This window comes from Phocoenobacter atlanticus subsp. cyclopteri (assembly GCF_018343795.1).
Classification (GTDB): domain Bacteria; phylum Pseudomonadota; class Gammaproteobacteria; order Enterobacterales; family Pasteurellaceae; genus Phocoenobacter; species Phocoenobacter atlanticus.
Map to the genome: position 1 here is coordinate 644,062 of NZ_CP074346.1, position 25,753 is coordinate 669,814.

Annotated in this window: 21 protein-coding genes and 1 pseudogene; 13 read left to right on the forward strand and 9 right to left on the reverse strand. The window is 35.2% G+C overall.

What is annotated here, in order from left to right; genetic code table 11:
• Window positions 1-86: 86 nt before the first annotated feature.
• The 7 genes from rimP to tsaB all read left to right on the forward strand — a co-directional run bounded on the left by rimP (window position 87) and on the right by tsaB (window position 7,841).
• Entirely contained in the window at window positions 87-548 is a 462-nt protein-coding gene (rimP, locus tag KGI96_RS02990) for a ribosome maturation factor RimP (protein WP_211597492.1), read from the forward strand.
• 12 nt (window positions 549-560) lie between these two features.
• Entirely contained in the window at window positions 561-2,042 is a 1,482-nt protein-coding gene (gene nusA / locus KGI96_RS02995) for a transcription termination factor NusA (RefSeq protein ID WP_211597493.1), read from the forward strand.
• A 20-nt stretch (window positions 2,043-2,062) separates the two neighbouring features.
• On the forward strand, window positions 2,063-4,576 hold the full coding sequence (gene infB / locus KGI96_RS03000; protein ID WP_211597494.1) for a translation initiation factor IF-2: 2,514 nt from the start codon (window positions 2,063-2,065) through the stop codon (window positions 4,574-4,576).
• 134 nt (window positions 4,577-4,710) lie between these two features.
• Window positions 4,711-5,094 carry a 30S ribosome-binding factor RbfA gene (rbfA, locus tag KGI96_RS03005; RefSeq protein ID WP_211597495.1) on the forward strand — a complete coding sequence of 128 codons (384 nt, stop codon included), beginning with the start codon at window positions 4,711-4,713 and terminating at the stop codon, window positions 5,092-5,094.
• A gap of 2 nt (window positions 5,095-5,096) precedes the next feature.
• On the forward strand, window positions 5,097-6,035 hold the full coding sequence (gene truB / locus KGI96_RS03010) for a tRNA pseudouridine(55) synthase TruB (protein ID WP_211597496.1): 939 nt from the start codon (window positions 5,097-5,099) through the stop codon (window positions 6,033-6,035).
• A 14-nt stretch (window positions 6,036-6,049) separates the two neighbouring features.
• Window positions 6,050-7,123 (forward strand): 3-deoxy-7-phosphoheptulonate synthase AroG, encoded by a 1,074-nt coding sequence (gene aroG / locus KGI96_RS03015; protein ID WP_211597497.1) that lies wholly within the window; start codon window positions 6,050-6,052, stop codon window positions 7,121-7,123.
• Between the two features lie 19 nt (window positions 7,124-7,142).
• Entirely contained in the window at window positions 7,143-7,841 is a 699-nt protein-coding gene (tsaB, locus tag KGI96_RS03020; RefSeq protein WP_211597498.1) for a tRNA (adenosine(37)-N6)-threonylcarbamoyltransferase complex dimerization subunit type 1 TsaB, read from the forward strand.
• Between the two features lie 165 nt (window positions 7,842-8,006).
• Here the strand turns inward: tsaB and KGI96_RS03025 are convergent, their stop codons facing one another.
• Genes KGI96_RS03025 through KGI96_RS03035 form a run of 3 tightly spaced genes read right to left on the reverse strand, consistent with a single transcriptional unit; the run spans window position 8,007 to window position 12,144 of the window.
• The gene (locus tag KGI96_RS03025; protein WP_211597499.1) at window positions 8,007-8,633 is read right to left on the reverse strand and encodes a class I SAM-dependent methyltransferase; all 627 of its coding nucleotides are present in this window, start codon (window positions 8,631-8,633) and stop codon (window positions 8,007-8,009) included.
• 14 nt (window positions 8,634-8,647) lie between these two features.
• Complete coding sequence (locus KGI96_RS03030) at window positions 8,648-10,372, reverse strand: ABC transporter ATP-binding protein (protein ID WP_211597500.1); 1,725 nt, start codon at window positions 10,370-10,372, stop codon at window positions 8,648-8,650.
• Window positions 10,369-12,144, reverse strand: coding sequence for an ABC transporter ATP-binding protein (locus tag KGI96_RS03035; protein ID WP_211597501.1), 1,776 nt, complete (start codon window positions 12,142-12,144; stop codon window positions 10,369-10,371). The genes KGI96_RS03030 and KGI96_RS03035 overlap by 4 nt, the downstream gene beginning before the upstream one ends.
• Before the next feature lie 314 nt (window positions 12,145-12,458).
• Here KGI96_RS03035 and aroA point away from each other — a divergent pair, with 314 nt between their 5' ends.
• Complete coding sequence (aroA, locus tag KGI96_RS03040; protein WP_211597502.1) at window positions 12,459-13,751, forward strand: 3-phosphoshikimate 1-carboxyvinyltransferase; 1,293 nt, start codon at window positions 12,459-12,461, stop codon at window positions 13,749-13,751.
• A 68-nt stretch (window positions 13,752-13,819) separates the two neighbouring features.
• On the opposite strand, the gene rnhB is transcribed toward aroA, so the two are convergent.
• Window positions 13,820-14,419, reverse strand: coding sequence for a ribonuclease HII (gene rnhB, locus KGI96_RS03045; protein ID WP_211597503.1), 600 nt, complete (start codon window positions 14,417-14,419; stop codon window positions 13,820-13,822).
• Window positions 14,420-14,546: 127 nt separating this feature from the next.
• Between rnhB and KGI96_RS03050 the strand changes: the two genes are divergently transcribed.
• Together KGI96_RS03050 and KGI96_RS03055 are read left to right on the forward strand one after the other, a co-directional pair.
• Window positions 14,547-15,524 carry a ribonucleotide-diphosphate reductase subunit beta gene (locus tag KGI96_RS03050; RefSeq protein WP_211597504.1) on the forward strand — a complete coding sequence of 326 codons (978 nt, stop codon included), beginning with the start codon at window positions 14,547-14,549 and terminating at the stop codon, window positions 15,522-15,524.
• On the forward strand, window positions 15,511-17,193 hold the full coding sequence (locus tag KGI96_RS03055) for a ribonucleoside-diphosphate reductase subunit alpha (protein WP_211597505.1): 1,683 nt from the start codon (window positions 15,511-15,513) through the stop codon (window positions 17,191-17,193). Before KGI96_RS03050 ends, KGI96_RS03055 begins: the two co-directional genes overlap by 14 nt.
• Window positions 17,194-17,257: 64 nt before the next feature.
• Here the strand turns inward: KGI96_RS03055 and pepD are convergent.
• From pepD to znuC, 5 genes and pseudogenes are all read right to left on the reverse strand, one after another.
• Window positions 17,258-18,549, reverse strand: a pseudogene (gene pepD / locus KGI96_RS03060) (beta-Ala-His dipeptidase).
• Between the two features lie 80 nt (window positions 18,550-18,629).
• Complete coding sequence (gene adk / locus KGI96_RS03065) at window positions 18,630-19,274, reverse strand: adenylate kinase (RefSeq protein WP_211597506.1); 645 nt, start codon at window positions 19,272-19,274, stop codon at window positions 18,630-18,632.
• 67 nt (window positions 19,275-19,341) lie between these two features.
• Window positions 19,342-20,109 (reverse strand): tRNA cyclic N6-threonylcarbamoyladenosine(37) synthase TcdA, encoded by a 768-nt coding sequence (gene tcdA, locus KGI96_RS03070; protein ID WP_213156545.1) that lies wholly within the window; start codon window positions 20,107-20,109, stop codon window positions 19,342-19,344.
• Between the two features lie 32 nt (window positions 20,110-20,141).
• Window positions 20,142-20,924, reverse strand: coding sequence for a zinc ABC transporter permease subunit ZnuB (gene znuB / locus KGI96_RS03075; RefSeq protein ID WP_211597508.1), 783 nt, complete (start codon window positions 20,922-20,924; stop codon window positions 20,142-20,144).
• A 9-nt stretch (window positions 20,925-20,933) separates the two neighbouring features.
• Window positions 20,934-21,695 carry a zinc ABC transporter ATP-binding protein ZnuC gene (znuC, locus tag KGI96_RS03080; RefSeq protein WP_211597509.1) on the reverse strand — a complete coding sequence of 254 codons (762 nt, stop codon included), beginning with the start codon at window positions 21,693-21,695 and terminating at the stop codon, window positions 20,934-20,936.
• 179 nt (window positions 21,696-21,874) lie between these two features.
• Here znuC and KGI96_RS03085 point away from each other — a divergent pair, with 179 nt between their 5' ends.
• The 3 genes from KGI96_RS03085 (at window position 21,875) to recJ (ending at window position 25,743) form a co-directional block, all read left to right on the forward strand.
• Window positions 21,875-23,242, forward strand: a complete 1,368-nt coding sequence (locus KGI96_RS03085) for a peptidoglycan DD-metalloendopeptidase family protein (RefSeq protein WP_213156546.1) — start codon at window positions 21,875-21,877, stop codon at window positions 23,240-23,242.
• Between the two features lie 17 nt (window positions 23,243-23,259).
• A complete protein-coding gene (gene dsbC / locus KGI96_RS03090) occupies window positions 23,260-23,943 on the forward strand; it encodes a bifunctional protein-disulfide isomerase/oxidoreductase DsbC (protein WP_211597511.1) in 684 nt (227 codons plus the stop codon).
• 81 nt (window positions 23,944-24,024) lie between these two features.
• Window positions 24,025-25,743 carry a single-stranded-DNA-specific exonuclease RecJ gene (recJ, locus tag KGI96_RS03095; RefSeq protein WP_211597512.1) on the forward strand — a complete coding sequence of 573 codons (1,719 nt, stop codon included), beginning with the start codon at window positions 24,025-24,027 and terminating at the stop codon, window positions 25,741-25,743.
• The last annotated feature ends 10 nt before the right edge of the window (window positions 25,744-25,753 follow it).

Below are 25,753 nucleotides of genomic sequence, written 5' to 3' on the forward strand. Positions count from 1 at the left end.
AACAAGGTCATAATAAATATTTGACTATTTTTCTAAGAAGGAGCTTATATAGCTCTTTTTTTATATTTAATTATTAGGAGGTATCTTTGGCTACATTAGAGCAAAAGCTACAAGAACTAACGCAAACTTCTATTGAAGCAATGGGATTTGAGTTAGTAGGCATTGAAACACAGAGAGCAGGACATTTTTTAACTGTTCGTATTTATATTGATAAAGAAGACGGCGTAACTGTAGAAGATTGTAGTAGTGTGAGCCGTCAAGTAAGTGCTATTTTTGATGTTGAAGATCCAATTAGTGATAAGTATAATCTAGAGGTTTCCTCTCCTGGTTTGGATCGTCCACTATTTACTCCAGAGCATTATCAACGTTTTATTGGACGAGATGTAATTATACATCTACGTATTCCAATGTTTGATCGTCGTAAATGGCAGGGCGAGTTAGTTAGTGTTGAGAATGATTTAGTCACATTAAAGGTTGAGAATGAAATGCAAAACTTTGCATTTGGCAACATTCAGAAAGCAAATTTAGTTCCAATTTTTAATTTTTAAAAGGTATTTAAAATGAGTAAAGAGATTTTATTGGCAGCAGAAGCTGTCTCTAACGAAAAATTGCTACCAAAAGAAGCAATTTTTGAAGCCTTAGAAATGGCATTGGCAATTTCAACAAGAAAGAAAAAAGAATTAGATGTTGATGTCCGAGTAGTGATTAATCGTAAAACAGGTGATTTTCAAACATTTCGACGTTGGACTGTGGTTACAGAAGTACATAATACAACTCGTGAAATGAGTATTGAAGCAGCTCAATATGATGATCCAACTATTCAGGTAGGTGATGTGATGGAAGATGAAATTGATTCAATTCCATTTGATCGTATTACAATGCAAACCGCACGTCAGGTAATTACAACTAAAATTCGTGAAGCTGAACGCAATAAAGTGATTGAACAGTTCCGTTCACAATTAGGTGAAATTATTAATGGTACAGTTAAAAAAGTAAACCGTGAGCAAATTATTTTAGATTTAGGTTATCAAGCTGAAGCGGTTATTGTGCGAGAAGATATGTTACCTCGTGAAAATCTTCGCCCAGGAGATAGAGTACGTGGTGTTCTTTATGAAATTAAGCCAGATTCAAAAGGACCTCAATTATTTGTTACTCGTTCAAAACCTGTAATGCTTGAAGAGTTATTCAGACTAGAAGTACCAGAAATTGGTGAAGAATTAATTGAAATTAAAGGTGCTGCTCGTGATCCTGCATCTCGTGCAAAAATCGCAGTGAAGAGTAATGATAAACGCATTGATCCTGTCGGTGCTTGTGTAGGTATGCGTGGTGCAAGAGTTCAAGCGATTAGTAACGAATTAGGTGGTGAACGCGTAGATATCGTACTTTGGGATGACAATCCAGCACAGTTTGCGATTAATGCGATGGCTCCTGCTGATGTTGCATCTATTGTTGTTGATGAAGATACACACACAATGGATATTGCAGTAGAAGAAACAGCACTTGCACAAGCAATTGGTCGTAATGGTCAAAACGTACGTTTAGCCACACAATTAACCGGTTGGACTTTAAATGTGATGACCATAAAAGATCTTGATAAAAAACATCAAGCAGAAGATGATAAAATTCTTCATCTATTTATGGAAGCACTTGAGATTGATGATGACTTCGCACAACTTCTTATTGATGAAGGTTTTTCATCACTAGAAGAAATTGCTTATGTACCTATTGACGAAGTGACAACAATTGAGGGGCTTGAAGATGAAGATTTGGTTGAAGAGTTGCAAGAGCGAGCAAAAACAGCTATTACTAAACAAGTAATGCTTGAAGAAAAAATGTTAGAAGATGCACATATTGAAGATAAATTATTAAATCTTGAAGGTATGGAGCGTCATATCGCATTTAAGCTAGCTGAAAAAGGCATTGTTACATTAGAAGAATTAGCTGAGCAGGGTACTGATGATTTAGCTGATATTGAAGAATTATCATCAGAAAAAGCAGGCGAGTTAATTATGGCAGCACGTGAAATTTGCTGGTTTAGTTAATCACTGTAAGGAGAATTAAAATGACAGAAGAAAAAAAAGCACCTAAAAAATTAAGTTTACAACGTCGTACTAAAACGACAGTAAGTGCGACAACTACGGGTGGAAAAGCCAAAAAAGTCCAAGTTGAAGTACGTAAATCTCGTAAAATTGATGTAGAAGCAGTGAAAGCTGCAAAACAGAAAGAGTTAGAAGAAGCGAAAGCTAAAGAACAAGCCGAAAAAGAAGCAAAATTAAAAGCTGAAAAAGAAGCGAAATTGAAAGCGGAAGAAAAAGCTAAAGCGAAGAAAGAAAAAGCAGATAAAGAAGCAAAAGTAAACGCAGACGCTACGCCTAAAAAGACTAAAAAATCGGTAAAAGCAGAGGATAAAAAAACGACAAAATCAAAAGAAGAAGAGGAATTTCGTCGTAAACAAGAAGAACTTGCTCTTAAAAAAGCAGAAGAAGCTGCAAAAAAAGCAGCGGAGGAAGCTCGTCGTTTAGCCGAAATGACTCAAGATGAAGTCAAAACAGAAAAAATAGAAGAATTTGAAGATGCTCGTTTTACTTCAGATTATGCTCGTGAAGCTGAATTTGATTCAGAGCGTAAAAGTGAAAGTAAAGGGCGTAAAAAAACGAAGAAAGTCATTAATGAAGATTCTAAAAAGAATGAACGAGAAGAAAATCGCCGTAATCAAAGTCGTGGTCAAAAAGGTAATTTAAAACTGGGTAAAGGTAAGCGTAATGTGAAAAAAGGCAATTCGTCTATTCAACAAAGCTTTACTAAACCTGCAGCACCGGTTACTCGTGATGTGGTTATTGGCGAAACCGTCACTGTTGCAGAGCTTGCAAATAAAATGGCAATCAAAGCAACCGAAGTCATTAAAACGATGATGAAAATGGGGGCTATGGCAACCATTAACCAAGTAATTGACCAAGAAACAGCTCAACTTGTTGCAGAAGAAATGGGGCATAAAGTTGTGCTTCGTAAAGAGAACGAACTTGAAGAAGCGTTAATGAGTGATCGTGATTTAAATCTTGAAAAAGTAAATCGAGCACCAGTAGTAACCATTATGGGACACGTAGATCACGGTAAAACTTCATTACTTGATTATATTCGTAAAGCAAAAGTTGCTGATGGCGAAGCTGGCGGTATTACACAGCATATCGGTGCTTATCACGTTGAAACTGATGACGGTAAAATGGTTACTTTCTTGGATACACCGGGACACGCCGCCTTTACTTCAATGCGTGCACGTGGCGCTAAATCAACGGATATCGTTATCCTTGTTGTTGCTGCAGATGATGGTGTAATGCCACAAACAATTGAGGCAATTCAGCACGCAAGAGCGGCAGAAGTTCCTTTAGTTGTTGCAGTAAACAAAGTAGATAAACCAGAAGCAAATCCTGACCGTGTTGAGCAAGAATTATTACAATATGAAGTTGTTTCTGAAAAATTTGGTGGTGACATTCAATTTGTGCACGTATCAGCAAAACAAGGTACGGGCGTTGATGCATTATTAGATGCTATTTTATTACAATCAGAAGTACTTGAATTAACGGCAGTTAAAGAAGGTATGGCAAGCGGAGTGGTCATTGAATCTTACTTAGATAAAGGTCGTGGTCCAGTAGCAACAATCCTTGTTCAATCAGGTACTTTAAACAAAGGTGATATCATACTTTGTGGCTTTGAATACGGTCGTGTGCGAGCAATGCGTGATGAAAATGGTAAAACCATTGAATCTGCAGGTCCTTCAATCCCAGTTGCGGTATTAGGTCTTTCAGGCGTTCCTGCAGCAGGGGATGAAGCAACCGTTGTACGTGATGAGAAAAAAGCACGTGAAGTGGCTCTATACCGTCAGGGTAAATTCCGTGATGTGAAACTTGCTCGCCAACAAAAAGCAAAACTTGAAAATATGTTTACTAATATGACCGAAGGTGATGTAGCGGAGTTAAACGTTATTGTTAAAGCCGATGTTCAAGGTTCAGTTGAAGCCATTAGTCAAGCATTAGTTGAACTTTCAACGGAAGAAGTGAAAGTAAAAGTTGTTGGTTCTGGTGTTGGTGGTATCACAGAAACAGACGCAACCCTTGCAGCGGCGTCAAATGCAATTATCTTAGGATTTAACGTACGTGCTGATGCATCTGCTCGTCGTGTAATTGAAACAGAAAACTTAGATTTACGTTATTATTCAATTATTTATGAATTATTAAATGAAATTAAAGCGGCGATGAGCGGTATGCTTGCACCTGAGTTTAAACAAGAAATTATCGGTTTAGCTGAAGTGCGTGATGTATTCCGTCACCCTAAATTTGGTGCGATCGCAGGTTGTATGGTAACCGAAGGTATTGTAAAACGTAACAATCCAATTCGTGTATTACGTGATAATATTGTTATCTTTGAAGGTGAATTAGATTCATTACGTCGTTTTAAAGATGATGTTGCAGAAGTTCGTAGTAATATGGAATGTGGTATGGGCGTGAAAAACTACAATGATGTTAAAGTTGGCGACCAAATCGAAGTCTTTGAAATTATTGAAATTCAACGTTCAATCTAAAAAATATGTGTAGAGACAAGGCACGCCTTGTCTATGATATATTTTAACAATATATAAGCGGTTAGATTTATCAAAAAATTTGCAAATTTTTTATAAGATCTTACCGCTTGTTTGCTAACAAAAGGATATAAAAAATGGCGAAAGAGTTTACACGATCAGACCGAGTTGCACAGGAATTACAAAAAGAAGTGGCAATTATTTTACAACGAGAAGTGAAAGATCCTCGAGTTGGAATGGTAACTGTTTCAGATGTTGAAATTAGTCGAGATCTTGCTTATGCAAAAATATTTGTTACTTTCTTATTTGATGAAGATGATAGTGTAGTTGAGCGTGGCTTAGAAGGTTTAAATCAAGCATCAGGCTATATTCGTAATCTCGTTGCGAAAGCAATGCGTTTACGTATTGTTCCAGAGCTTCGTTTCTTCTATGATCAATCGTTGGTTGAAGGTATGCGTATGTCTAACCTTGTGAGTGATGTTATTCGTAAAGATAAGCAAAAAAGCACAACAGAGGAATAATCGTGGGTAGAAGACCAACTAAAAAGGGCAGGGATATTCACGGTGTTTTTCTATTAGATAAGCCTCAGGGAATGAGCTCTAATGATATTTTACAAAAAGTAAAACGTCTATTTAAAGCAAATAAAGCAGGGCATACAGGGGCATTAGACCCATTAGCCACAGGAATGTTACCAATTTGTTTAGGCGAAGCAACCAAGTTTTCACAGTTTTTATTAGACTCTAATAAGCGGTACGTTGTCACGGCAAAGTTAGGTGAAAGAACGGATAGTTCTGATGCTGAGGGTGAGGTTGTGCAAACTCGTGGGATAAATGTTGAACAATCACAGATTATTGATGCTTTAACACAATTTAGAGGCGATATTTTACAAGTGCCAACGATGTTTTCAGCGTTGAAACATAACGGTAAGCCATTGTATGAATATGCCAGAGCGGGAATTACCGTTGAGCGTGAAGCTCGCCCGATTACCATTTTTGAGCTTAAATTTATCAGCTATGAAGCCCCTTATTTAACTTTGGAAGTGCATTGTTCAAAAGGGACTTATATTCGTACTTTGGTTGATGATTTAGGTGAAGTGTTAGGTTGTGGTGCTCACGTAACCGTATTACGACGCATTGCCGTTGCTAATTATCCACAAGATAAAATGATAACTTGGGAAGAATTACAACAACTTAGCGAGCAAGATGATTTAACTCTTTTAGATCAACATTTATTACCTGTAGACAGTGCAGTGGCGGGGTTGCCAAAAATTGATTTAGATGCAGAACAAACTAAAGCAATTGGATTTGGACAACGCTTAAAATTGATGAACGATCAGCAAATTTATGGGCAAGTTCGTTTATTTTCAGATAATCATTACTTTTTAGGTATAGCAGAAATAGATAAGAATAATGTTCTTAGACCAAATAGAATGGTTAATATTAATCACAATATAAAAGAATAAGGAAAGATAGCATAATGATGTATAGAAATGATGATATTAGAATAAAAAATATTGAACAATTATTGCCACCAGTTGCATTATTGGAAAGCTTACCAGCAAGTAATATTGCAGCAGATACAGTAGAAAAAACACGTAATACGATCCATAATATTATACAAGGTAATGATGATCGTTTATTGGTTGTAATTGGTCCTTGTTCTATCCATCATCATCAACTGGCATTAGATTATGCAGAAAAAATCAAAGAAATGAGAGCCAATCCACGGATTAACCAACATTTAGAATTAGTAATGCGAGTCTATTTTGAAAAACCTCGTACCACAGTGGGTTGGAAAGGATTAATTAATGATCCTTATTTAAATGAAACTTACTCCTTAAATGATGGATTGCGTATTGCTCGTAAAGTACTTTCTGATATTAATGATATGACAGTACCAACCGCTGGAGAGTTTTTAGATATGATTACGCCGCAATATCTAGCCGATTTTATGAGCTGGGGAGCAATTGGTGCAAGAACCACAGAATCACAGGTTCACCGTGAATTAGCGTCAGGATTATCTTGTGCTGTGGGTTTTAAAAATGCAACCAATGGTTCAGTACAAGTCGCTTTAGATGCCATTGCATCAGCAAAAGCACCTCATCATTTTTTATCCGTTACCAAATTTGGGCATTCTGCCATTGTATCGACCGCAGGAAACCCTGATTGTCATATTATTTTACGTGGGGGAAGTAATGGTACAAATTATGATGAACAATCGATTAAAAATGCGTGTGATGAACTTAAAAAAGCAAATTTTAGACCTCACGTAATGGTAGATTTTAGCCACGCCAATAGTCAAAAACAATTTAAACGTCAATTAGTCGTCAGTGATGATATTGCAAATCAAATAGCACAAGGTTCTGATTTGATTTCAGGTGTAATGATTGAAAGTCATTTAGTCGAGGGGCGTCAAGATTTAATTGATGGCAAAGCACTTACTTATGGACAAAGTGTCACTGATGCCTGTATTAATTGGGAAGACAGTGAAAAAATCTTATTCCAACTTGCAGACGCCGTTGCAATACGCCGTAAAAATAGAGCAAAATAAATTTAGAATAGGTCAAAAAATGTCGAAAACAATTTTAGTGATAGATACTGCCACAGAATCCTGTTCTGTGGCTTTGTTGCATAAAGAGAAAATTACCACTTTTAATGAATTAAGCCCTCGTAGTCATACACAACGCATTTTACCTATGGTTGATGAACTATTAAACAATGCCAATATTCAATTATCTAAAGTTGATGCCCTTGCGTTTGGACGTGGACCAGGTAGTTTCACTGGTGTACGAGTTGGTGTCAGTGTTGCTCAAGGTTTAGCTTTTGGCGTAAATTTACCCGTAATCCCAATCTCAAACCTCACAACAATGGCACAACAAGCTTATCAACAGCTAAATGTTGAAAATGTGATTTGCTTGATTGATGCAAGAATGAACGAAGTTTATTTCTCTCAACTAACAAAAACAGAAAACGGTTGGAAAGAGGTAATTCAAGAACAAGTTTGTACTCCTGAAAAAGCCATTGAGCAAATTCAACAAAGTAAAATACAAAATTGTGTGGTAGTGGGTACTGGCTGGAATGCTTATTCTCAGTTTAAAGAAAGTAATTTAGAGGTAACTGAAACAGATATAACTCTGCCACAGGCTGAGTTTATGTTGCCTTTAGCTCAAATTGAATTAGTAAAAGGAAATACGCAAAGTGCGTTAGATATTGAACCAATTTATTTAAGGAATGAAGTAACTTGGAAGAAGTTGCCTAATAAACAGTAGAGTAAATTAACTTTATGTCTAATTTGCAAATTTTGGATTTAATGTAACCGCTATATTTTGTAGCTAAATTAACTATTGTTAGGTGTACAGTATAAATATTAAGAAGTGAGTAATTTTACGAACCCCAAAAGTTTAATATAACTTTTGGGGTTTTATTATAGATAATTAAGATGATTTTTTAGCTATTACAAACATTGCTTTACTTTGTTTATCACCTAGTAGTTTAGCTTCTTCAACACTGAATTGATGAGTATTCACAAAATCTATAAGTGTATTTAAGCCAAACCTTGTTCCTCCTTGTGGTGGTTTGCCAAATACTTTTAAAGAGCGATAGATCATTTTGAGAATATTAATATAGGTCATACCATCTGTGGTGTATGAAACTATAATCAATTTTCCATTTGGTTTTAATAAACGATACGCTTCGGCTAGGGCTTTTTCAGGTTGGCTAACAATGTGAATTAAATTTGCCATAAATACCGTATCGTAGCTATTTTCAGCAAGGTTTGTTGAGTAACAATTAGTTTGTTGTACACTTATATTGTCAAATTCAATTAAGTTTGTTTTAGCAATTTCAATCATTTGTTCTGAAATATCAGTGGCTAAAATTGTGTTACAGTTAGTGGCTAACACTTTGGTGCAATGACCAGTGCCACAACCAAATTCTACGACATTTCCTAATTCTTTTAGCTGTGAAAGTTTTGCTATAATTTGAGAGATTGTTTCTTCACCTGCAATATAGTGTTGAAACTTATCAAATTTTTTTGCTATTGGAGACCAATCTTTTTCCATTTTTACCTCTGTATTTAATTATTTTGTGCTTTTAACATCATTGAAAATACGCCATTTTGTGTTTTTAAGATTTCAGGTGTACCCGTTTCAACTACTTGCCCTGCTTTAATTGTCACAATTTTATCGGCATTAACAACAGTACGCATACGGTGAGCAATAATAAGTACCGTTTTGTTTTTTATTAACGCACTAATAGCTTGTTGAATTTTGCTTTCATTTCTAGCGTCAAGACTAGCGGTGGCTTCATCCAGTAAAATAACAGGCGCATCTTTTAGTAATGCACGTGCAATAGATATACGCTGACGTTCACCTCCTGACAATTTTTCACCATTTTCACCGATAAGGGTGTCATAGCCTTGTGGTAAACGTTCAATAAATTCAACACATTGTGCAATACGAGCTGCCTCTTTCACTTCTTCATCTGTTGCATCTTTGCGACCAAGACGAATATTTTCCATTATAGTACTATTAAATAGTGCAACATCTTGAAATACGATAGCAAAATGAGCAAGCAATACTTCTGGTTCAATCTCACTGATATTTTGACCACCCAGTAGGATCTCACCACTATCTATATCCCAAAAGCGAGCTGCAAGTTTGGCAACAGTACTTTTACCTCCACCTGAAGGACCAATCAGAGCAGTGACTTCTCCTTGTTTTGCGACAAAACTAACATCTTGTAAAGTTTTCATTCCTGTTTGATAGCTAAAATTAACAGCCTTAAATTCAATATCAAAATGAGTTGGATTAAATGTTTTATTCCCTGTTTGTCTTGGCATTGCGTCCATTTCTTTCATACGCTTAATACGAACATTAAGATACAGTAACAATGCAAAATGGTTCATTACATCTATAAATGGGTCATAGATACGTCCAACAAGAATTAAAAAAACTAAATAGGTGAATAGACTGATAGTATCTTGAGAAAATAGCCACGCACCAATGATAATGACACTCGGTAATCCAAGTTTTAGCATAGAGTAAGAGATATTTAATAAAGCACCTCCGAGCAATTCAAGATTAATCAATTTATTCTCATATTCATCTAGGGTTTGATTGAGAGTGTCTAAATAGTGGGTTTCTTGGTTATAAGATTTAATCTCTTGCACCATATCCATACCATTTTGGATTTGTTCACTTATTAGCAGTCGTTGAGCATAGATAACATCGTGATTGCGTTGCATTTTTTGTTTAGATAAATAAAATACCAAAAAACCGACAGGGACGACCCAAAATATTGCCAAACTCATTCGCCAATCGTAAAAGAACATTGATAAGCCCATTACGCTCATACTGATGGCTGCGGCAAAAATCTGAGGTACAGCGTGAGAAAACAGCATTTCTATTTGGGTGGCATCTTCCATAATTAGAGAGCTTAAATCGGCGGTATCTTTTTTACCAAAAAATGCCATAGGTAGTTGGCGTAGGGTTTCGGCTAATTTAATACGACGGTCAGCACTTTCATTGTATATTTTGGTATAACACTTTTCGTAATCAATATAAGCTAAACTGTACATTACTAAAAAAGCACATAATGCAAAAATAAGATAAAATAAGATGCCGTATGATGGTAGCGTTTCTGATTTGAGTAGCCCTAAATAATCTTGTAAAAAAGTAAATGTAAGGACGACAGGTAACATCATACTTAAATTTAATAAGGTACGCCAGAAAATAGCGGTACGTAAGTCTTTTGCACCTGTTTCACTAAGGGCAAAATGGTTCTGGAAAAACTTAATCATTTTGCACCTCCTACATTGTCAAGTTTCCAATCTATTGCTTGTTGATATTCATTCCACATTTGTTGATATAATCCACCTTCAGTAAGAAGCTGTGAATGTGTACCACTTTGTACAATTTTACCATTATCAATCACTAAAATTTTATCTGCCTGTTGCACAGTCGTTAAACGGTGTGCAATCATTAATGTGGTTTTTCCTTTACTGAGTTCTTGTAAAGCCTGTTGAATAAGATGTTCATTTTCAGGATCAGCAAAGGCAGTGGCTTCATCTAAAAGTACAATGGGTGCATCTTTTAAAATTGCTCTTGCTAAAGCGATACGTTGTTGTTCACCACCTGATAAATAAGTGCCTTTTTTTCCAACCTGAGTCTCTAATCCTTCTGGTAGATTATCAATAATTTCACGACTTTGAGATAAATCAATGGCTCGATCAATTTCACTTTCACTCGTATTTGTTTTGCCATAGGTAATATTATCCCTTAGAGATAGTTTAAATAATTTCGTATTTTGAAATACAAAAGCAATACAATTCATTAATGTTTGGCGAGATAAGGTCTTAATATTTTGTCCACCAATCAATATCTCTCCTGATTTTACATCCCAAAAACGTGCTAATAAACGTGCAATGGTGGTTTTCCCTCCACCTGATGTACCAATAAGTGCAACAGTTTCACCTGCATTAATGGTAAAACTGATACCATCTACTGCGTTACGATCGCTACCATCATAGGCAAACACTACATTTTTAAATTCTACATCAAACGTTTTTGGCATTTCGCTTTCAGGGACAAATATCATCTCAGGATAGTCTAAAATAGTATCAAAGTGATCAAGGCATTGTTTTGTTACACTAGTAAAATGCTGAAACTGCATACTACGCATAAATAACAAAGTAAAATTAGGTGCAATAAGTAGGTAAAAAATGATATTACTCAGTGTTTGTCCAAGGTTGTCATTGCTGATAAAAAATAGCGTAAATGGTACAAGAAAAAATGCAGCAGATTGCATAATGACAGTATAAAATGCCATTTGTTTTTGAAATAAAAGGGTGTAAGTATAAACCGTTTCTTTATAGCGAGTAATACTATCTACAAAACGAGTAAAGGCATAGACACTTTGTCCAAATGTTTTTACTATTGGAATACCACGTACATATTCAACAGATTCACTGCTCATTTCTTCAAGGTGATCCATATATTTTTGACGAAATTCTTCTCCACTTTTACTCATCATAAAACTCATTGAGATAAATCCTAAGGCAATTGGGATTAATGAAACTAGTCCCAATTGCCAATCAATTACAAGCATTAGTAACAACATAAGCAGAGGAGCGATAATAGTTGCAGATAAATCGGGTAATTGATGTGCTAAAAAAGTATGAGTTTGACTGGCGTTGTCATCAATAATTTTACGTATTTTACCGCTTTGATTATGATCAAAAAAGCCTAAAGGCATATTCATAATGCGTTGCATACCTATTTTTCGCATACCGACTTCTGTACGAAAAGCTGCAAGATGTGAAGAAGTTAAGGCTAAAAAATAGAGTAACATCGCCAACAGGGCAGATCCCAATGTTCCCCCTGCATACCAGCCTACGTTACTGAGATCAGGTTGTGTAGCAAATAATTCTTTGGCAATTAACCAAAGAAAAACAAAAGGTAATAAACCTAGTGTTGCGGAAATTGCAGATAATACCAAAGATGTAGCGAGTAAATATTTTTTCTCACCCATATAAGGTGTTAATCTTTTAAGTAAATGTGGTTTTGTTTTCATAAAAACTCCATACCTGTGACAGGGAATTTTATTTAAAATGATTGAATTTTTTCAGTGATAAATATAGGAATAGTTTGTTATTGATATTATAATGATATTTATTCTTATTTGCAATACCTAACAAGTTTTTTAAAGCTAGAATTTTTGTGGTAATATTGATTTCATAAACATATCATTAGAAATGAAAAATCCTTTGATCAAATAACAGAACCTATTTTAGATAATCCTGAAAATTAGATTAATGAGAAATAAATGTAAATGGCATAGAGACGTAGCATGCTACGTCTCTACAATATTAAATAATGTAGAGAAAAATGAAAAAACTAACCCTTTCCCCAATCTCCAAAATAGACGGAGAAATTAATTTACTTGGCTCTAAAAGCCTATCTAATCGTGCATTGCTATTATCTGCATTAGCCACTGGAACAACTAAAATTACCAATCTGTTGGATAGCGATGATACTCGATATATGCTGAATGCACTAAAAGAGTTAGGCGTAAAATATCAGCTTTCTGATGATAAAACAGTATGTGAAATTCACGGTGTGGGTGGAGCATTTGATATACAAAATGGGTTATCGCTATTTTTGGGAAATGCAGGAACGGCAATGCGTCCATTAGCTGCTGCACTATGTCTAAAAGGTAATAAAGATGCTGAAGTCGTGCTAACAGGTGAACCTCGTATGAAAGAGCGTCCTATTCTTCATTTAGTGGATGCATTACGTCAAATTGGGGCAAAAATTGAATATCTAGAAAATGATGGTTATCCACCGATTGTAATTCAAAATAGTGGTTTGCAAGGTGGAAAAGTTAAGATTGACGGTTCGATTTCCAGTCAGTTTTTAACCGCTCTTTTAATGGTTTCACCTCTTGTTGAGGGCTATTTAGAGATTGAGATTATCGGTGATTTAGTTTCTAAACCTTATATTGATATTACCCTCGCAATGATGAAAGATTTTGGTGTAGCGGTACAAAATAATAATTATCAAACATTCCATATTAAAGGCAATCAGCACTATGTTTCACCAAATCAATATTTAGTTGAGGGCGATGCCTCCTCAGCCTCTTATTTTTTAGCGGCAGCAGCCATTAAAGGTAAAGTTAAAGTCACTGGGATTTGCAAAAATTCCATTCAAGGTGACCGCTTGTTTGTTGATGTTTTAGAAAAAATGGAAGCAAAAGTCACGTGGGGAAGTGATTTTGTGGAAGTAGAAAGAGGGGAGTTAAAGGGCATTGATATGGATATGAACCATATTCCTGATGCTGCGATGACCATTGCAACCACCGCTCTTTTTGCTAAAGGGGAAACCGTTATTCGTAATATTTATAATTGGCGAGTTAAGGAAACCGACCGCTTAACCGCAATGGCAACAGAATTACGTAAAGTAGGAGCAGAAGTAGAAGAGCGCGAAGACTTTATCCGTATTCAACCGTTACCTTTGAATCAATTTAAACACGCTGAAATTGAAACTTATAATGATCATAGAATAGCAATGTGTTTTTCATTAATTGCATTATCAAATACACCTGTAACCATTTTAGATCCTGACTGCACGGCAAAAACTTTTCCGAGTTTTTTTGAGGAGTTTAAGAAGCTTTGTTATTAGGTTTTTTGAGAATGTGCTCGCTTAGATTTTATCTGACAGTTACCTATTTTCTAGCGTATCCTGTTAGATTAACTTTGTCGCAAAAGTTTCATTATCGGAGCAAAACTTTTGCGATGAAAAGGTGTTACTCCAAATTCTGCTAGTTTTTCAAAATGGAGTTTAGTTGGGTAACCTTTGTGTTTGGCAAAACCATATTCAGGAAACTGTTTATCCAATTCTCTCATTTCGTTATCACGGGTGACTTTTGCTAAAATAGAGGCTGCACTAATTTCAGCAACCAAGCCATCTCCTTTGATAATTGCTTCGGAGGGCATTGCAAAATTAGGCGTACGATTACCATCAACGAGTACAAAGTCAGGTTGTAAAATAAGCCCTTGTACGGCTCTTTGCATTGCTAACATTGTGGCATTTAAAATATTGATTTGATCAATTTCTTCTGGTTCTGCACGTCCTAAAGACCAGCATAATGCTTTTTGTTTAATTTCTTTTGCTAATTCTTCTCGGCGTTTTTCAGACAGCTTTTTAGAATCATTTAATCCTTTGATTGGGTTGTTCGGATCAAGTATAACTGCAGCAGTAACTACGGCACCAACTAAAGGTCCTCGTCCTACTTCATCAACACCTGCAATTAGATGTGCTTTTGGATAAATAAAGGTATTTTCTTGCATTTATTATTTTCTCATTAGAAAACAGAAAGTTGATAATTAACTGCTGTAATATTAATAGTAATTATTAGCATTAATGCTATTTTTATTGTATATTGTACCATTAATTTTAATAAAATATTGGGGAATTATGTCAAGAAACCTTTTTGAAAAACGTATTCAAATTAAACCTTATGAATACCCTGAATTACTCGAATTTAAAGATGCTATTCGCCATTCTTACTGGTTGCATACGGAATTTAATTTTTCAAGTGATATTCAAGATTATAAAACCGTTATCAATCAAAAAGAACGTAGTGTTTTAACCCGTTCAATGTTAGCCATTTCTCAAATTGAAGTGAATGTAAAACGTTTCTGGGGCGATTTATATCGTTATTTTCCAAAACCTGAAATTGATGATGTGGGTGGGACTTTTGCAGAAAGTGAAGTTCGCCACAAAGATGCTTATTCTTTCTTGCTTGAAAAATTAGGTTTGAATGATATGTTTGCAAATATTACAGAAATCCAACCGCTTATGGATCGCATCAATTATATGGAAGAATTTATGCGAGAAAAAGAGGTGGGTAAAGAGCAGTTTGTACTCTCTTTGGTGCTATTTTCTCTTTTTGTTGAGCATATTTCTTTATTTGGACAGTTTTTAGTGATTATGTCATTTAATAAACATAAAAATTTATTTAAAGGAATTTCCAATGCGGTTGAAGCCACATCAAAAGAAGAAGAAATTCACGGACGTTTTGGGATCGCACTTTATGAAATTTTACGCGATGAACACAGTGAATTATTTAGTGATGATTTTTATGCAGAATTAAAAGGCTTAGCGAATCAAGCCTTAGAGGCAGAACGCAGTATTCTTGCGTGGATTTTTGAAGAGGGCGATCTTGATTTTATTGATTTTAAAACCGTCGAAAATTACATAATGAACCGTTATAACCATTCACTTTCAACCTTAGGGCTTGAAGCCCCTTATCAAGTGGATGAAGAGTTATTAAAAGAAACCCAGTGGTTTGATATTGAAATTTTATCTGGCAAAGAGACCGATTTCTTTAACAAACGTAGTACCGATTACAGCAAAAAAATGAAGCAGATTACCGCCGATGACTTATTCTAATACCCCTTATTCAAACACAGAGCGACCAGATTTTGACTGGTTAAATGAAGACAGCCGTTTATTTTTACAACGTGGTTACTTGCTTGAAGGCACAACCGCTTTAGAGCGTATTCGTTATATTGCTGATCACGCAGAACAAAAGCTAAATATTAAAGGCTTTGCCGATAAATTTTATCATTATATGGCACGTGGTTATTTCTCGCTTTCATCTCCAATTTGGTCTAATTTTGGTTTAGATCGAGGACTACCGATTTCTTGTTTTGGGAGCTATATCGGGGATTCTATCGCTGATATTATGTCCACCGTTGCAGAAGTGGGAATGATGAGCAAAATAGGTGGTGGAACATCCGCTTACTTTGGCGATATTCGTCCACGTGGTAGCAATATTAGTCACAATGGTAAATCTGATGGCTCATTTAATTTTAGCAAATTATTCGACACCACTATTGATGTGATTTCACAAGGCACTTCTCGAAAAGGGCAGTTTGCTGGTTATATTGATATTGAACACGCCGATATTGAGGAATGGTTGGATATTCACACCGAAGGCAATCCGATTCAGTTAATGTATTATGGTGTATGTGTGGGACACGAGTGGCTTGAATCAATGAAAGCAGGCGACCCTTATAAACGTCAGAAATGGGCAAAAATTTTACAACGCAAAACAGAAACGGGTATTCCTTATCTTTTCTTTAAAGACAATGCGAATGCAGGGCGACCAGATGTTTATAAAGATAAAAATATGAATATCCACGCCTCTAATTTGTGTACTGAGATTATGTTGCCGTCAAACACGCAAGAAAGTTTCGTGTGTTGTTTATCATCAATGAATTTGCTCTATTTTGATGAATGGAAAGAGACTGACGCACCAGAAGTGCTGACCTATTTCTTAGACGCAGTAATGAGTGAATTTATTGAAAAAAGTGCAACTGTTCCTTTTTTAGATAAAGCAAATCGTTTTGCGAAACGTCATCGAGCGTTAGGCTTAGGTGTTTTGGGGTGGCATAGTTATTTACAAGCAAATCATATTGCTTTTGATAGTTTTGAAGCAATGCAAAAAAATAATGAGATTTTTAAAACGCTACAACAAAAAACCTTAAAAGCCTCCCAAGAATTAGCGACACTTTTTGGCGAGCCTGAAATTTTACAAGGTTATGGTCGCCGTAATACCACCTTGATGAGTATTGCACCGACGAAATCTAGTAGCTTTATTTTAGGTAGCGTATCGCCGTCTGTTGAGCCGTTTAAATCGAATTACTATGTCAAAGATTTAGCAAAAATAAAAATGGTGTATAAAAATCCATTCTTAGAAAAATTACTCAAAGAAAAAGGTTTAGACAATGAAAAAGTATGGGAAAGTATTTTAGTGAATGATGGATCGGTGCAACATTTAACAGAACTATCGGAATACGAAAAAGACGTCTTTAAAACTTTCTCGGAAATTAGCCAATTAAGTGTTATTCAGCAAGCGGCACAGCGTCAAAATTATATTGATCAAGGGCAGAGCATTAACCTAATGGTACATCCAAATACGCCCGCAAGAGATTTGAACCAACTTTATTTAACGGCGGAAGAATTAGGGGTAAAATCTATTTATTATCAATATAGTATGAGTGCGGCACAGGTGTTTAATCGTAACTTGCTAAGTTGTAGCAGTTGTGAGGGGTAAGTAAATCTTGGAATATTTAGAGACAGTTGAACATTAAACTGTCTCTAAATATTAATATCAACGATTAAGCGGCTGTTGGAATATTTTTCAACAACTCAATTAATAAATCCCAATAAATTTGAACAGCAGGAATATGGGCTTTTTCATCTGGTGAATGAGCATTACGGATTGTTGGACCAATTGAAACCATATCAATATTTGGATAGGCTTTTTTCAATAAACCACATTCAAGCCCTGCGTGGATCACCTTAATTTTAGATTCATAACCTAATAATTTATCATAAACCTGCTTTGTAATAGGAGTGATTTTTGAATTAGGATCAGGATTCCAACCCGGATAGCTACCAGAAAATGTCACGCTTGCACCGACCAATTCCGCTAAAGCTCTTAATTTTCCTTGAACTTCAATCTTACCTTCTTCAACTAATGAACGCACTAAAATAATAGCAGAAACTTGATTATTTTCCGTTTTTAGTACCCCTGTACTCAATGAGGTTTCTACCACACCTTCAACCACATCGCTATTACGAATAATTCCATTAGGCAGAATATTTAATGTATTGATGACGGTAGTTGTGCTTTTTTGAGTAAAGATTTGTTGAGCAGGTTGAATTTCTTCAACTAAGAACACTAAATTAGGTTCAGCAATAGCTAATTCTTGTTGTAACTTCGCTTCAAATTGCTTAATGAAAGCGGTCACATTGTCATTATTTTTTGCAAAAAATGCAATGGAAGTCACCGCTTCACGAGGAATGGCATTACGAACACTTCCTCCTTGAATATCAATAAGTTGAAATTCAACTTGTTGCTTAAGTGCTTCTAAGAAACGTACCATTAATTTAATGGCATTTCCTCTGGTGGTATGAATATCACATCCAGAGTGACCGCCTCGTAGCCCTTTAAGAGATATTTGTATTGCTGTATCAAATTTATTGTCTTCGTGTTGCACCGGGATATCAAAACTAGCGTCTTCTCCTCCTGCACAACCGACATAAATTTCACCATTATCTTCAGTATCAGTATTAATTAAAATATCACCTTGTAACCAATTCGGGCGTAAATCCACCGCTCCTGCCATACCTGTTTCTTCCGTCATTGTGAGCAATACTTCTAAATCAGGGTGAGCGATATCATTACTTTCTAATACGGCTAAACAAGAGGCTAAACCAATACCATTATCAGCACCAAGCGTGGTATTTTTTGCAGTAACCCATTAGCAAAGAGTGATTGAGATTTTGCCCAATCTACAATAAAGTGAGCTAATTGTTCTTCGTGGTAAGATGGATGTGGAATTTCACAAACTTTATCAAACCATTTCCAAAGTAATGAAGGAGAAAGACTAGATATTTCTGACATAATAATTAACCTCTTATTTTTGTAAAATTTATGCTAAATACTACCGCTTATTTTTTAATATTTTCAGTTAAAGTCTAACTTTAACCTAAAATCTTATCCAATTCAGCACTGACTTCTTCCACTTTCTTGGTACCATCTAGCTTGAAGTATTTTGTGTTGCCTGCTTGTGCTTCTTTATCATAGTATTCCACTAATGGTTTAGTTTGTTTGTGATAAATCGCTAAACGATCTAATACGGTTTCAGGTTTATCGTCTTGGCGGATAATTAAATCTTCGCCTGTTACGTCATCTTTACCTTCTACTTTTGGTGGATTGTAAACCACGTGATAAGTACGTCCAGAAGGTTGGTGTACACGACGACCGCTCATACGCTCAACGATCACTTCATCAGCCACGTCAAATTCTAAAACGAAATCAATCGCTACGCCTGACTCTTTTAATGCGTCCGCTTGTGGGATTGTGCGTGGAAAACCGTCTAACAGGAAACCTTTTTCACAATCTGGTTGTGCGATACGATCACGCACTAATGCAACGGTTAATTCATCAGGTACTAATTTACCTTCGTCCATTAACGCTTTTGCTTGTTTACCTAATTCAGTGCCTGCTTTGATTGCTGCACGGAACATATCCCCTGTTGAGATTTGTGGGATACCAAATTTATTCATAATAAATTGTGCTTGTGTTCCTTTTCCTGCACCCGGTGCACCTAATAAAATAATTTTCATAAAATCCTCTTTGTTAATAAAAATAATGAATTCTCAATATGGCGTTAATTTTAACATTAAATCGCCATTAAATCTGCTTTAAAAGTTTATCAATTACACGACTTACCGCAAAAAATCCAAAAGTGGCAGTCACCACCGTTGTCGCTCCAAAACCATTGGCACAATTCATTGTTGCTGACACTTCACAACCCTCGCCCATTTTGGGGAAAATCAACGGCTGAGTTGAAAACACGCAATCAATCCCAAATTTGCGTTTTGGATTGGTGCTGAAATTATACTCTTTACGCAAAATATTCCGTACTTTGGACGCAAGGGGATCTTGGATTGTTTTGCTTAAATCGGTAATTTGAATTTGAGTTGGATCAGTCTGACCACCTGCTCCGCCCGTAGTGATAAGCTTAATTTTATTGCGTTTGCAATAAGCAATCAACGCCGCTTTGGTTTGCACGCTATCGATTGCATCAATCACATAATCATAACCACGCATTAAATAATCGCTCAAATTATCTTTGGTTAGAAAATCATCAATAATTTGTACTTCGCATTCAGGGTTAATCAGTTTGATACGCTCTTGCATTGCCTCGGTTTTTAGGTTGCCTATTTGCCCAGAAAGTGCGTGAATTTGGCGATTGATATTAGTAACACAAATATCGTCCATATCAATCAAGGTAATATTGCCAATCCCTGAACGAGCAAAGGCTTCCACCGCCCACGAACCCACGCCACCAATGCCAATCACACAAATATGCGATTGACGTAATTTTTCTAATCCTTGTGGCGTATAAAGACGACCAATACCGCCAAAACGTTGATTGTAGTTGTCTATTCTAGTCATAGTAGCTATATTCTCAAATTTTTAAATAATCATTAAGCATCTTTTTTCCATAAAGATAAACCAAATAAACAAGCAGCACAAATAACAACAGATGGACCTGCTGGTGTATCTTTAAAGGCAGAGAATAATAAACCACCAGAGACAGATAAAATACTAAAAAGTATCGCATAAGCGGTCATTTGTTCAGGACTTTTTGCAAATCTTCTTGCTGTTGCAGAAGGGATAATAAGCAACGAAGTAATAATTAATGCACCGACAAATTTCATACTTAATGCAATTGTTAAAGCAGTTAAAAGCATTAGTAGTAAACGGAGTTGTGCTACTTTTAATCCTTCAATTTGAGCAAGCTCAGGGTTAATTGTTATTGAGAGTAATTTTTTCCAAAATAATATCAATAATAGAGCAATAAAAAGAACGCCAATAACAATAATTTTGAGGTCATAAAAATCGATGGCGAGTAGATCACCAAATAGATACCCCATTAAATCTACTCGTACATTATCCAGTAAACTAATTGTGATAACCCCTAAAGAGAGGCTACTATGAGCGATGATGCCCAGCATAGTATCTATCGCAAAATTAGTTCGATGTTCAAGCCAAACTAAGAGTAGTGCAAGAATAACTGTCATTATAATAACCGCAATGTAAGGGTCAATTTCTAAAAAAATGCCTAAAGCAACACCGAGTAGAGCAGAGTGAGAGAGAGTATCACCAAAATAAGCCATTTTTCGCCATACTACAAAGGATCCTAAAGGAGCAGTAATAAAGGAAAGTAGTATGCCAGCAAGCCAAGCAGGAAGTAGAATTTCAAACATAAATAGACCTTAATTTTTACAATGACAATCAGTACAAACATCGCCGTGCAGATCGTGATGATGGTTGTGATGATGTGAGTAAACCGCAATATTTTTCGCAAATTGATCCCCAAAAAAATCAATAAATTTGGGGTCGTTGGTAATTTTTTCAGGTGTTCCAGAACAACAAATATGATGATTAATACAGAGTACTTCATCAGTATTTGCCATTACGATGTTAAGATCGTGAGAAACCATTAAAATGGCACAGTTTAACATTGAACGCATTTTATTGAGTAATTGATAAAGTTCGGCTTGTCCTGTTATATCAACGCCTTGCATAGGTTCATCAAGCACTAAGAGTTGGGGTTTATTTAACATTGCACGAGCTAACAACACACGTTGCATTTCGCCACCAGACAGTTTTTGTAAACTATTTTTAGCAAGGTGATTAATAGAAAATAGAGTTAAAACTTCTTGAATCATTACTTTTGTACACTGGGGTTTTAACGCTAGAAATCGTTCAACACTGATTGGCATTGAATTTTCAATATGCAGTTTTTGTGGTACATAACCAATTTTTAACCCCTTTACGTGAATAACTTCACCTGAGTTTGGTGAAAGCAATTTTAATAATACTTTCAATAAAGTTGATTTTCCTCCACCATTTGGACCAACGATAGTGGTAATGGTATTCGGATAAATATCTAAATGAATATTTTGTAATATATGCTGAGCATTAAAATAAACATTAATATTTTTTAATGAAATAAGCGGTGTGATTTTAGTCATTTTTTGCAATAATTTTCTTATGGTTTTTAGAAACGTGATAAAATTAACGGATTTTGATAAAAGTCGCAACAATTAATGATTAAAAGACTAAAATAATTGTAAATAAATGTGTATAATTCGCACCTGTATTTTTTCATAATAAAGTAAGTAGATAGAGTCGGTAAAAGTAGGTAAATAACTTGAAATATATAATTTTAGCAGCAGAGCGTAAAAAGAGAAAACAACGGAAACGTTGGATGATTTTTTTTGCTGTGTTTTTTTTATTATCGTTGAGTATTTTTTTTGCATTTAAAAAGCAAGATCAAGATATAGTCATACAAGAACAAGCTATTATTAGTAGTGATGATATTTTTGTTAATGAAAGTTTGATTGATCAAGTTATAGATATTTCTGATGAATTAGTAAAAGCAACAATCCCTATATCAGAGGATTTGGTTGGAAAAGACGTTGTAACGGAAGGTGTAAATAGTCCTTTAGAAAATAATTCTTATCCTGAGGAGTTTGATTATACACTTAAAGTAAATGAGACATTAAATGATGTTTTTGAACAATTTGGTTTAGACCAAAGTATTTCAAAAGATTTAATTAAAAAATATCCTAAACTTTCTCATTTGAAATCAAAACAACAGATTTATTTAGTGGTTGAGAATAATCAATTAAAACATCTAAGCTGGTTTGTTTCTGAGAAAGAGGAACATATTTTTGATCGAGAAAAAAATGGTGATTATTCATACAAAGAAATATTGAAGAAAGGTGTGTGGAAAAAAGAGTTATTAAAAGGCGAAATTGAGGGGAATTTAAGTGTAAGCTTACAAAAAATAGGAATATCATTACGTCAAATTAGTCAAATAGCAACGGGTTTAAAACCACAATTATCATTAAAAAGACTTCGAAAAGGGGATGAGTTTGTTGTTTTGGCAAATTGTGAATATGTTGATAATAAGCGTATTACGATAGGTGATATTGAAGGTTTTCGTCTGACTCGAGGAAAAGAAGATTATTATGCAATCAAAGCGACTAATGGACGTTATTATGGAGAAAATGGTGCAGCACAACATAGAACTAAATTTTCTCGTTATCCGTTACGTTTTAAACCTCGCATAACCTCAAAATTCAACCCATATCGTCGTCATCCAATTACTCGTAGGATCAGACCTCACAAAGGCGTAGATTTTGGTGTTAAAACAGGAACGTTAGTTATTGCCCCTGCTGATGGTATTGTGACAACAGTAGCTTATCAGCGTCAAGGAGCAGGTAAATATATCAAAATTCAACATAATAAAAAATACGCAACAGTTTATATGCACTTAAGTCGTCAATTGGTGAAAAGAGGGCAGCGAGTGAAGAAAGGACAACGTATTGGTTATTCTGGAAACACAGGGCGTTCAACAGGTCCTCATTTACATTATGAATTTCATATTAATGGCAGAGCAGTAAACCCTATGACAGTCAGATTACCGGGAGTTAACGCTAACTCCACAATGTCAAATAAAGAACGAAAAATATTTTTAGCAAAAGCTAAAAGTATCATAAAGAAATTAAAATAGAATTTTAAGGATAAAAAATGAAAAAAAGTTTGCTTGCTTGTTTAGGGTTATTTATTATTAGTAATGTGTTTGCTAATAATACAAAATTACAAACACAGTTAGAAGAAATGGGTGCTAAAAATATTCAAATTAGTGATTCTGCATTACCCAATTTTAAATCTGTTATTTCAGAACAAGGGGTGATACAAATTAGTAATGATGGACGTTTTATTATTCAGGGTTCTATTTTGGAGTTTAAGAATGATAAGGTAACAGATATTACCTATAAACCATTAATGCCAGAACTGGAAAACTTAAAAGATGAAATGATCATTTTTCCCGCTAAAAATGAAAAATATGTGGTTTCTGTATTTACAGATATCAGTTGTGGTTACTGTCGATTACTTCATTCAGAAATGCAGGAATATAATGATTTAGGTATAACTATTCGTTATCTAGCATTTCCTCGTGCTGGGTTAAAAAGCCAAACCGCTCGTCAAATGGAAGCGATTTGGGCAGCAAAAGATAAAAATTATGCGTTAACTCAAGCAAAAAATGGAAAATTACCTCAAACATTAGCCACACCTAAAATGATTAACAAGCAATATGATTTAGGTGTGAAGTTTGGCATTAGAGGAACACCAAATATGATTACGTCTAAAGGTGAAGTCATAGCAGGTTATGTCGCACCAAAAGAATTACTCAAAATGTTACAAGAATAATCCCTTTTAAAGCGGTATGATTTAATTAAAAATTTGCAAATTTTTTATAAGATCGTACCGCTTACTTTTAAATAAGAAATTATGTCATTAAATAAAATCATACAACAACGCTTTCCTCTTACAACAGAAAAACTATCTGATAATCCATTACTTAATCGTCTTTATCAAGCTCGAGGTATTAGCTTACCTCAACAATTAGAATATGGGTTAAAAAATCTACATTCTCCAATGCAATTTGCCAATATTGAAAAAATGCTCGATCTATTGATTGAAATTTATCATCAACAGAAAAAAATTATTATTGTGGGCGATTTTGATGCCGATGGAGCAACTAGTACAGCATTAACATTATTAGCATTAAAGCAGCTTGGCTTTTTAGATGTTGATTATTTGATCCCTGATCGTTTTTCACAAGGTTATGGATTGAGTAGCAGTGTCGCTCAAATGGTAATAGATAGGGGCGCAGAAGTTGTTATTACAGTAGATAACGGTATTTCTTCAGTGGAAGGGGTTGCTCTATTAAAACAACATCATATTCAAGTGCTGATTACTGATCACCATTTACCTCCAGATGAATTGCCTTGTGCTGATGTGATTATCAATCCAAATTTAGTTGACTGTAGCTTTCCTTCTAAATCATTGGCGGGTGTGGGCGTTATTTTTTATGTAATGTTAGCGTTGCGTAGTCGTATGCGTGAACAAAATTTATTTAAAGATCAAGAACCCAATTTAGCTGGGTTGTTAGATTTAGTTGCATTAGGGACGGTAGCTGATGTTGTGCCTTTAGATCACAATAATCGAATTTTAGTGCATCAAGGCATTAATCGTATTCGTTCTGGTTATTGCCGAGTAGGAATAAAAGCCTTAGTTGAAATTGCAAAACGAAATATTAACCAGTTAAAAGCCAGTGATTTAGGATTTTCGATTGCCCCTCGTTTAAATGCTGCAGGGCGTTTAGAAAATATGGCGTTAGGTGTGGAATTATTGATTTGTGATGATATGAGCAAAGCACGTCAAATTGCGTTTGAATTGGATAGTTTAAATCAAACACGTAAAGAATTTGAGCAAGATATGAAAACGGAAGCTCTTTCAATTTGTGCAAAACTGCCTAATTTAATGCAAAATTTAAAAGCATACGGTATTGTGCTTTATCAACCTGATTGGCATCAAGGTGTGATTGGTATTTTAGCTTCTCGTATCAAAGATCAGTTTAATCGCCCTGTCATCGCCTTTGCACAAGAAAGTGAGGAGAGTGAATTTATTAAAGGATCGGCACGTTCGATTTCTGGTTTACATATGCGTGATCTATTGGAGCTTATTGATCAAAAACACCCTGATCTTATTCTGAAATTTGGCGGTCACGCAATGGCGGCGGGATTAACTATTCATCAAGATAATTTTGTGCATTTTCAAAAAGTCTTTGATGAAATCATTAACCAAACAGTCAGTGCGGAACAGTTACAAAATATTATTTATACCGATGGTGAGTTACAACAGAATGAATTTAATTTAGAAACAGCACGTTTAATTCAAGAAAGTGGACCTTGGGGACAAACTTTTCCTGAACCACTTTTTGAAGGTGAATTTAAAATTATTCAACAACGTTTAGTGGGCAGTAAGCACCTTAAAATGATGGTAGAAATTCATAATCAATTATTTGATGCGATTTTATTTAATGCAGATTTAACCCTGTTTCCAGATTTGTCGATTAAAACGGCTCGGTTAGTATATAGTTTAGATATTAATGAATTTAGAGGGAATACCAGTTTACAGCTACTGGTCAGAGAAATTTTTGTTTAATTTTTAAAAA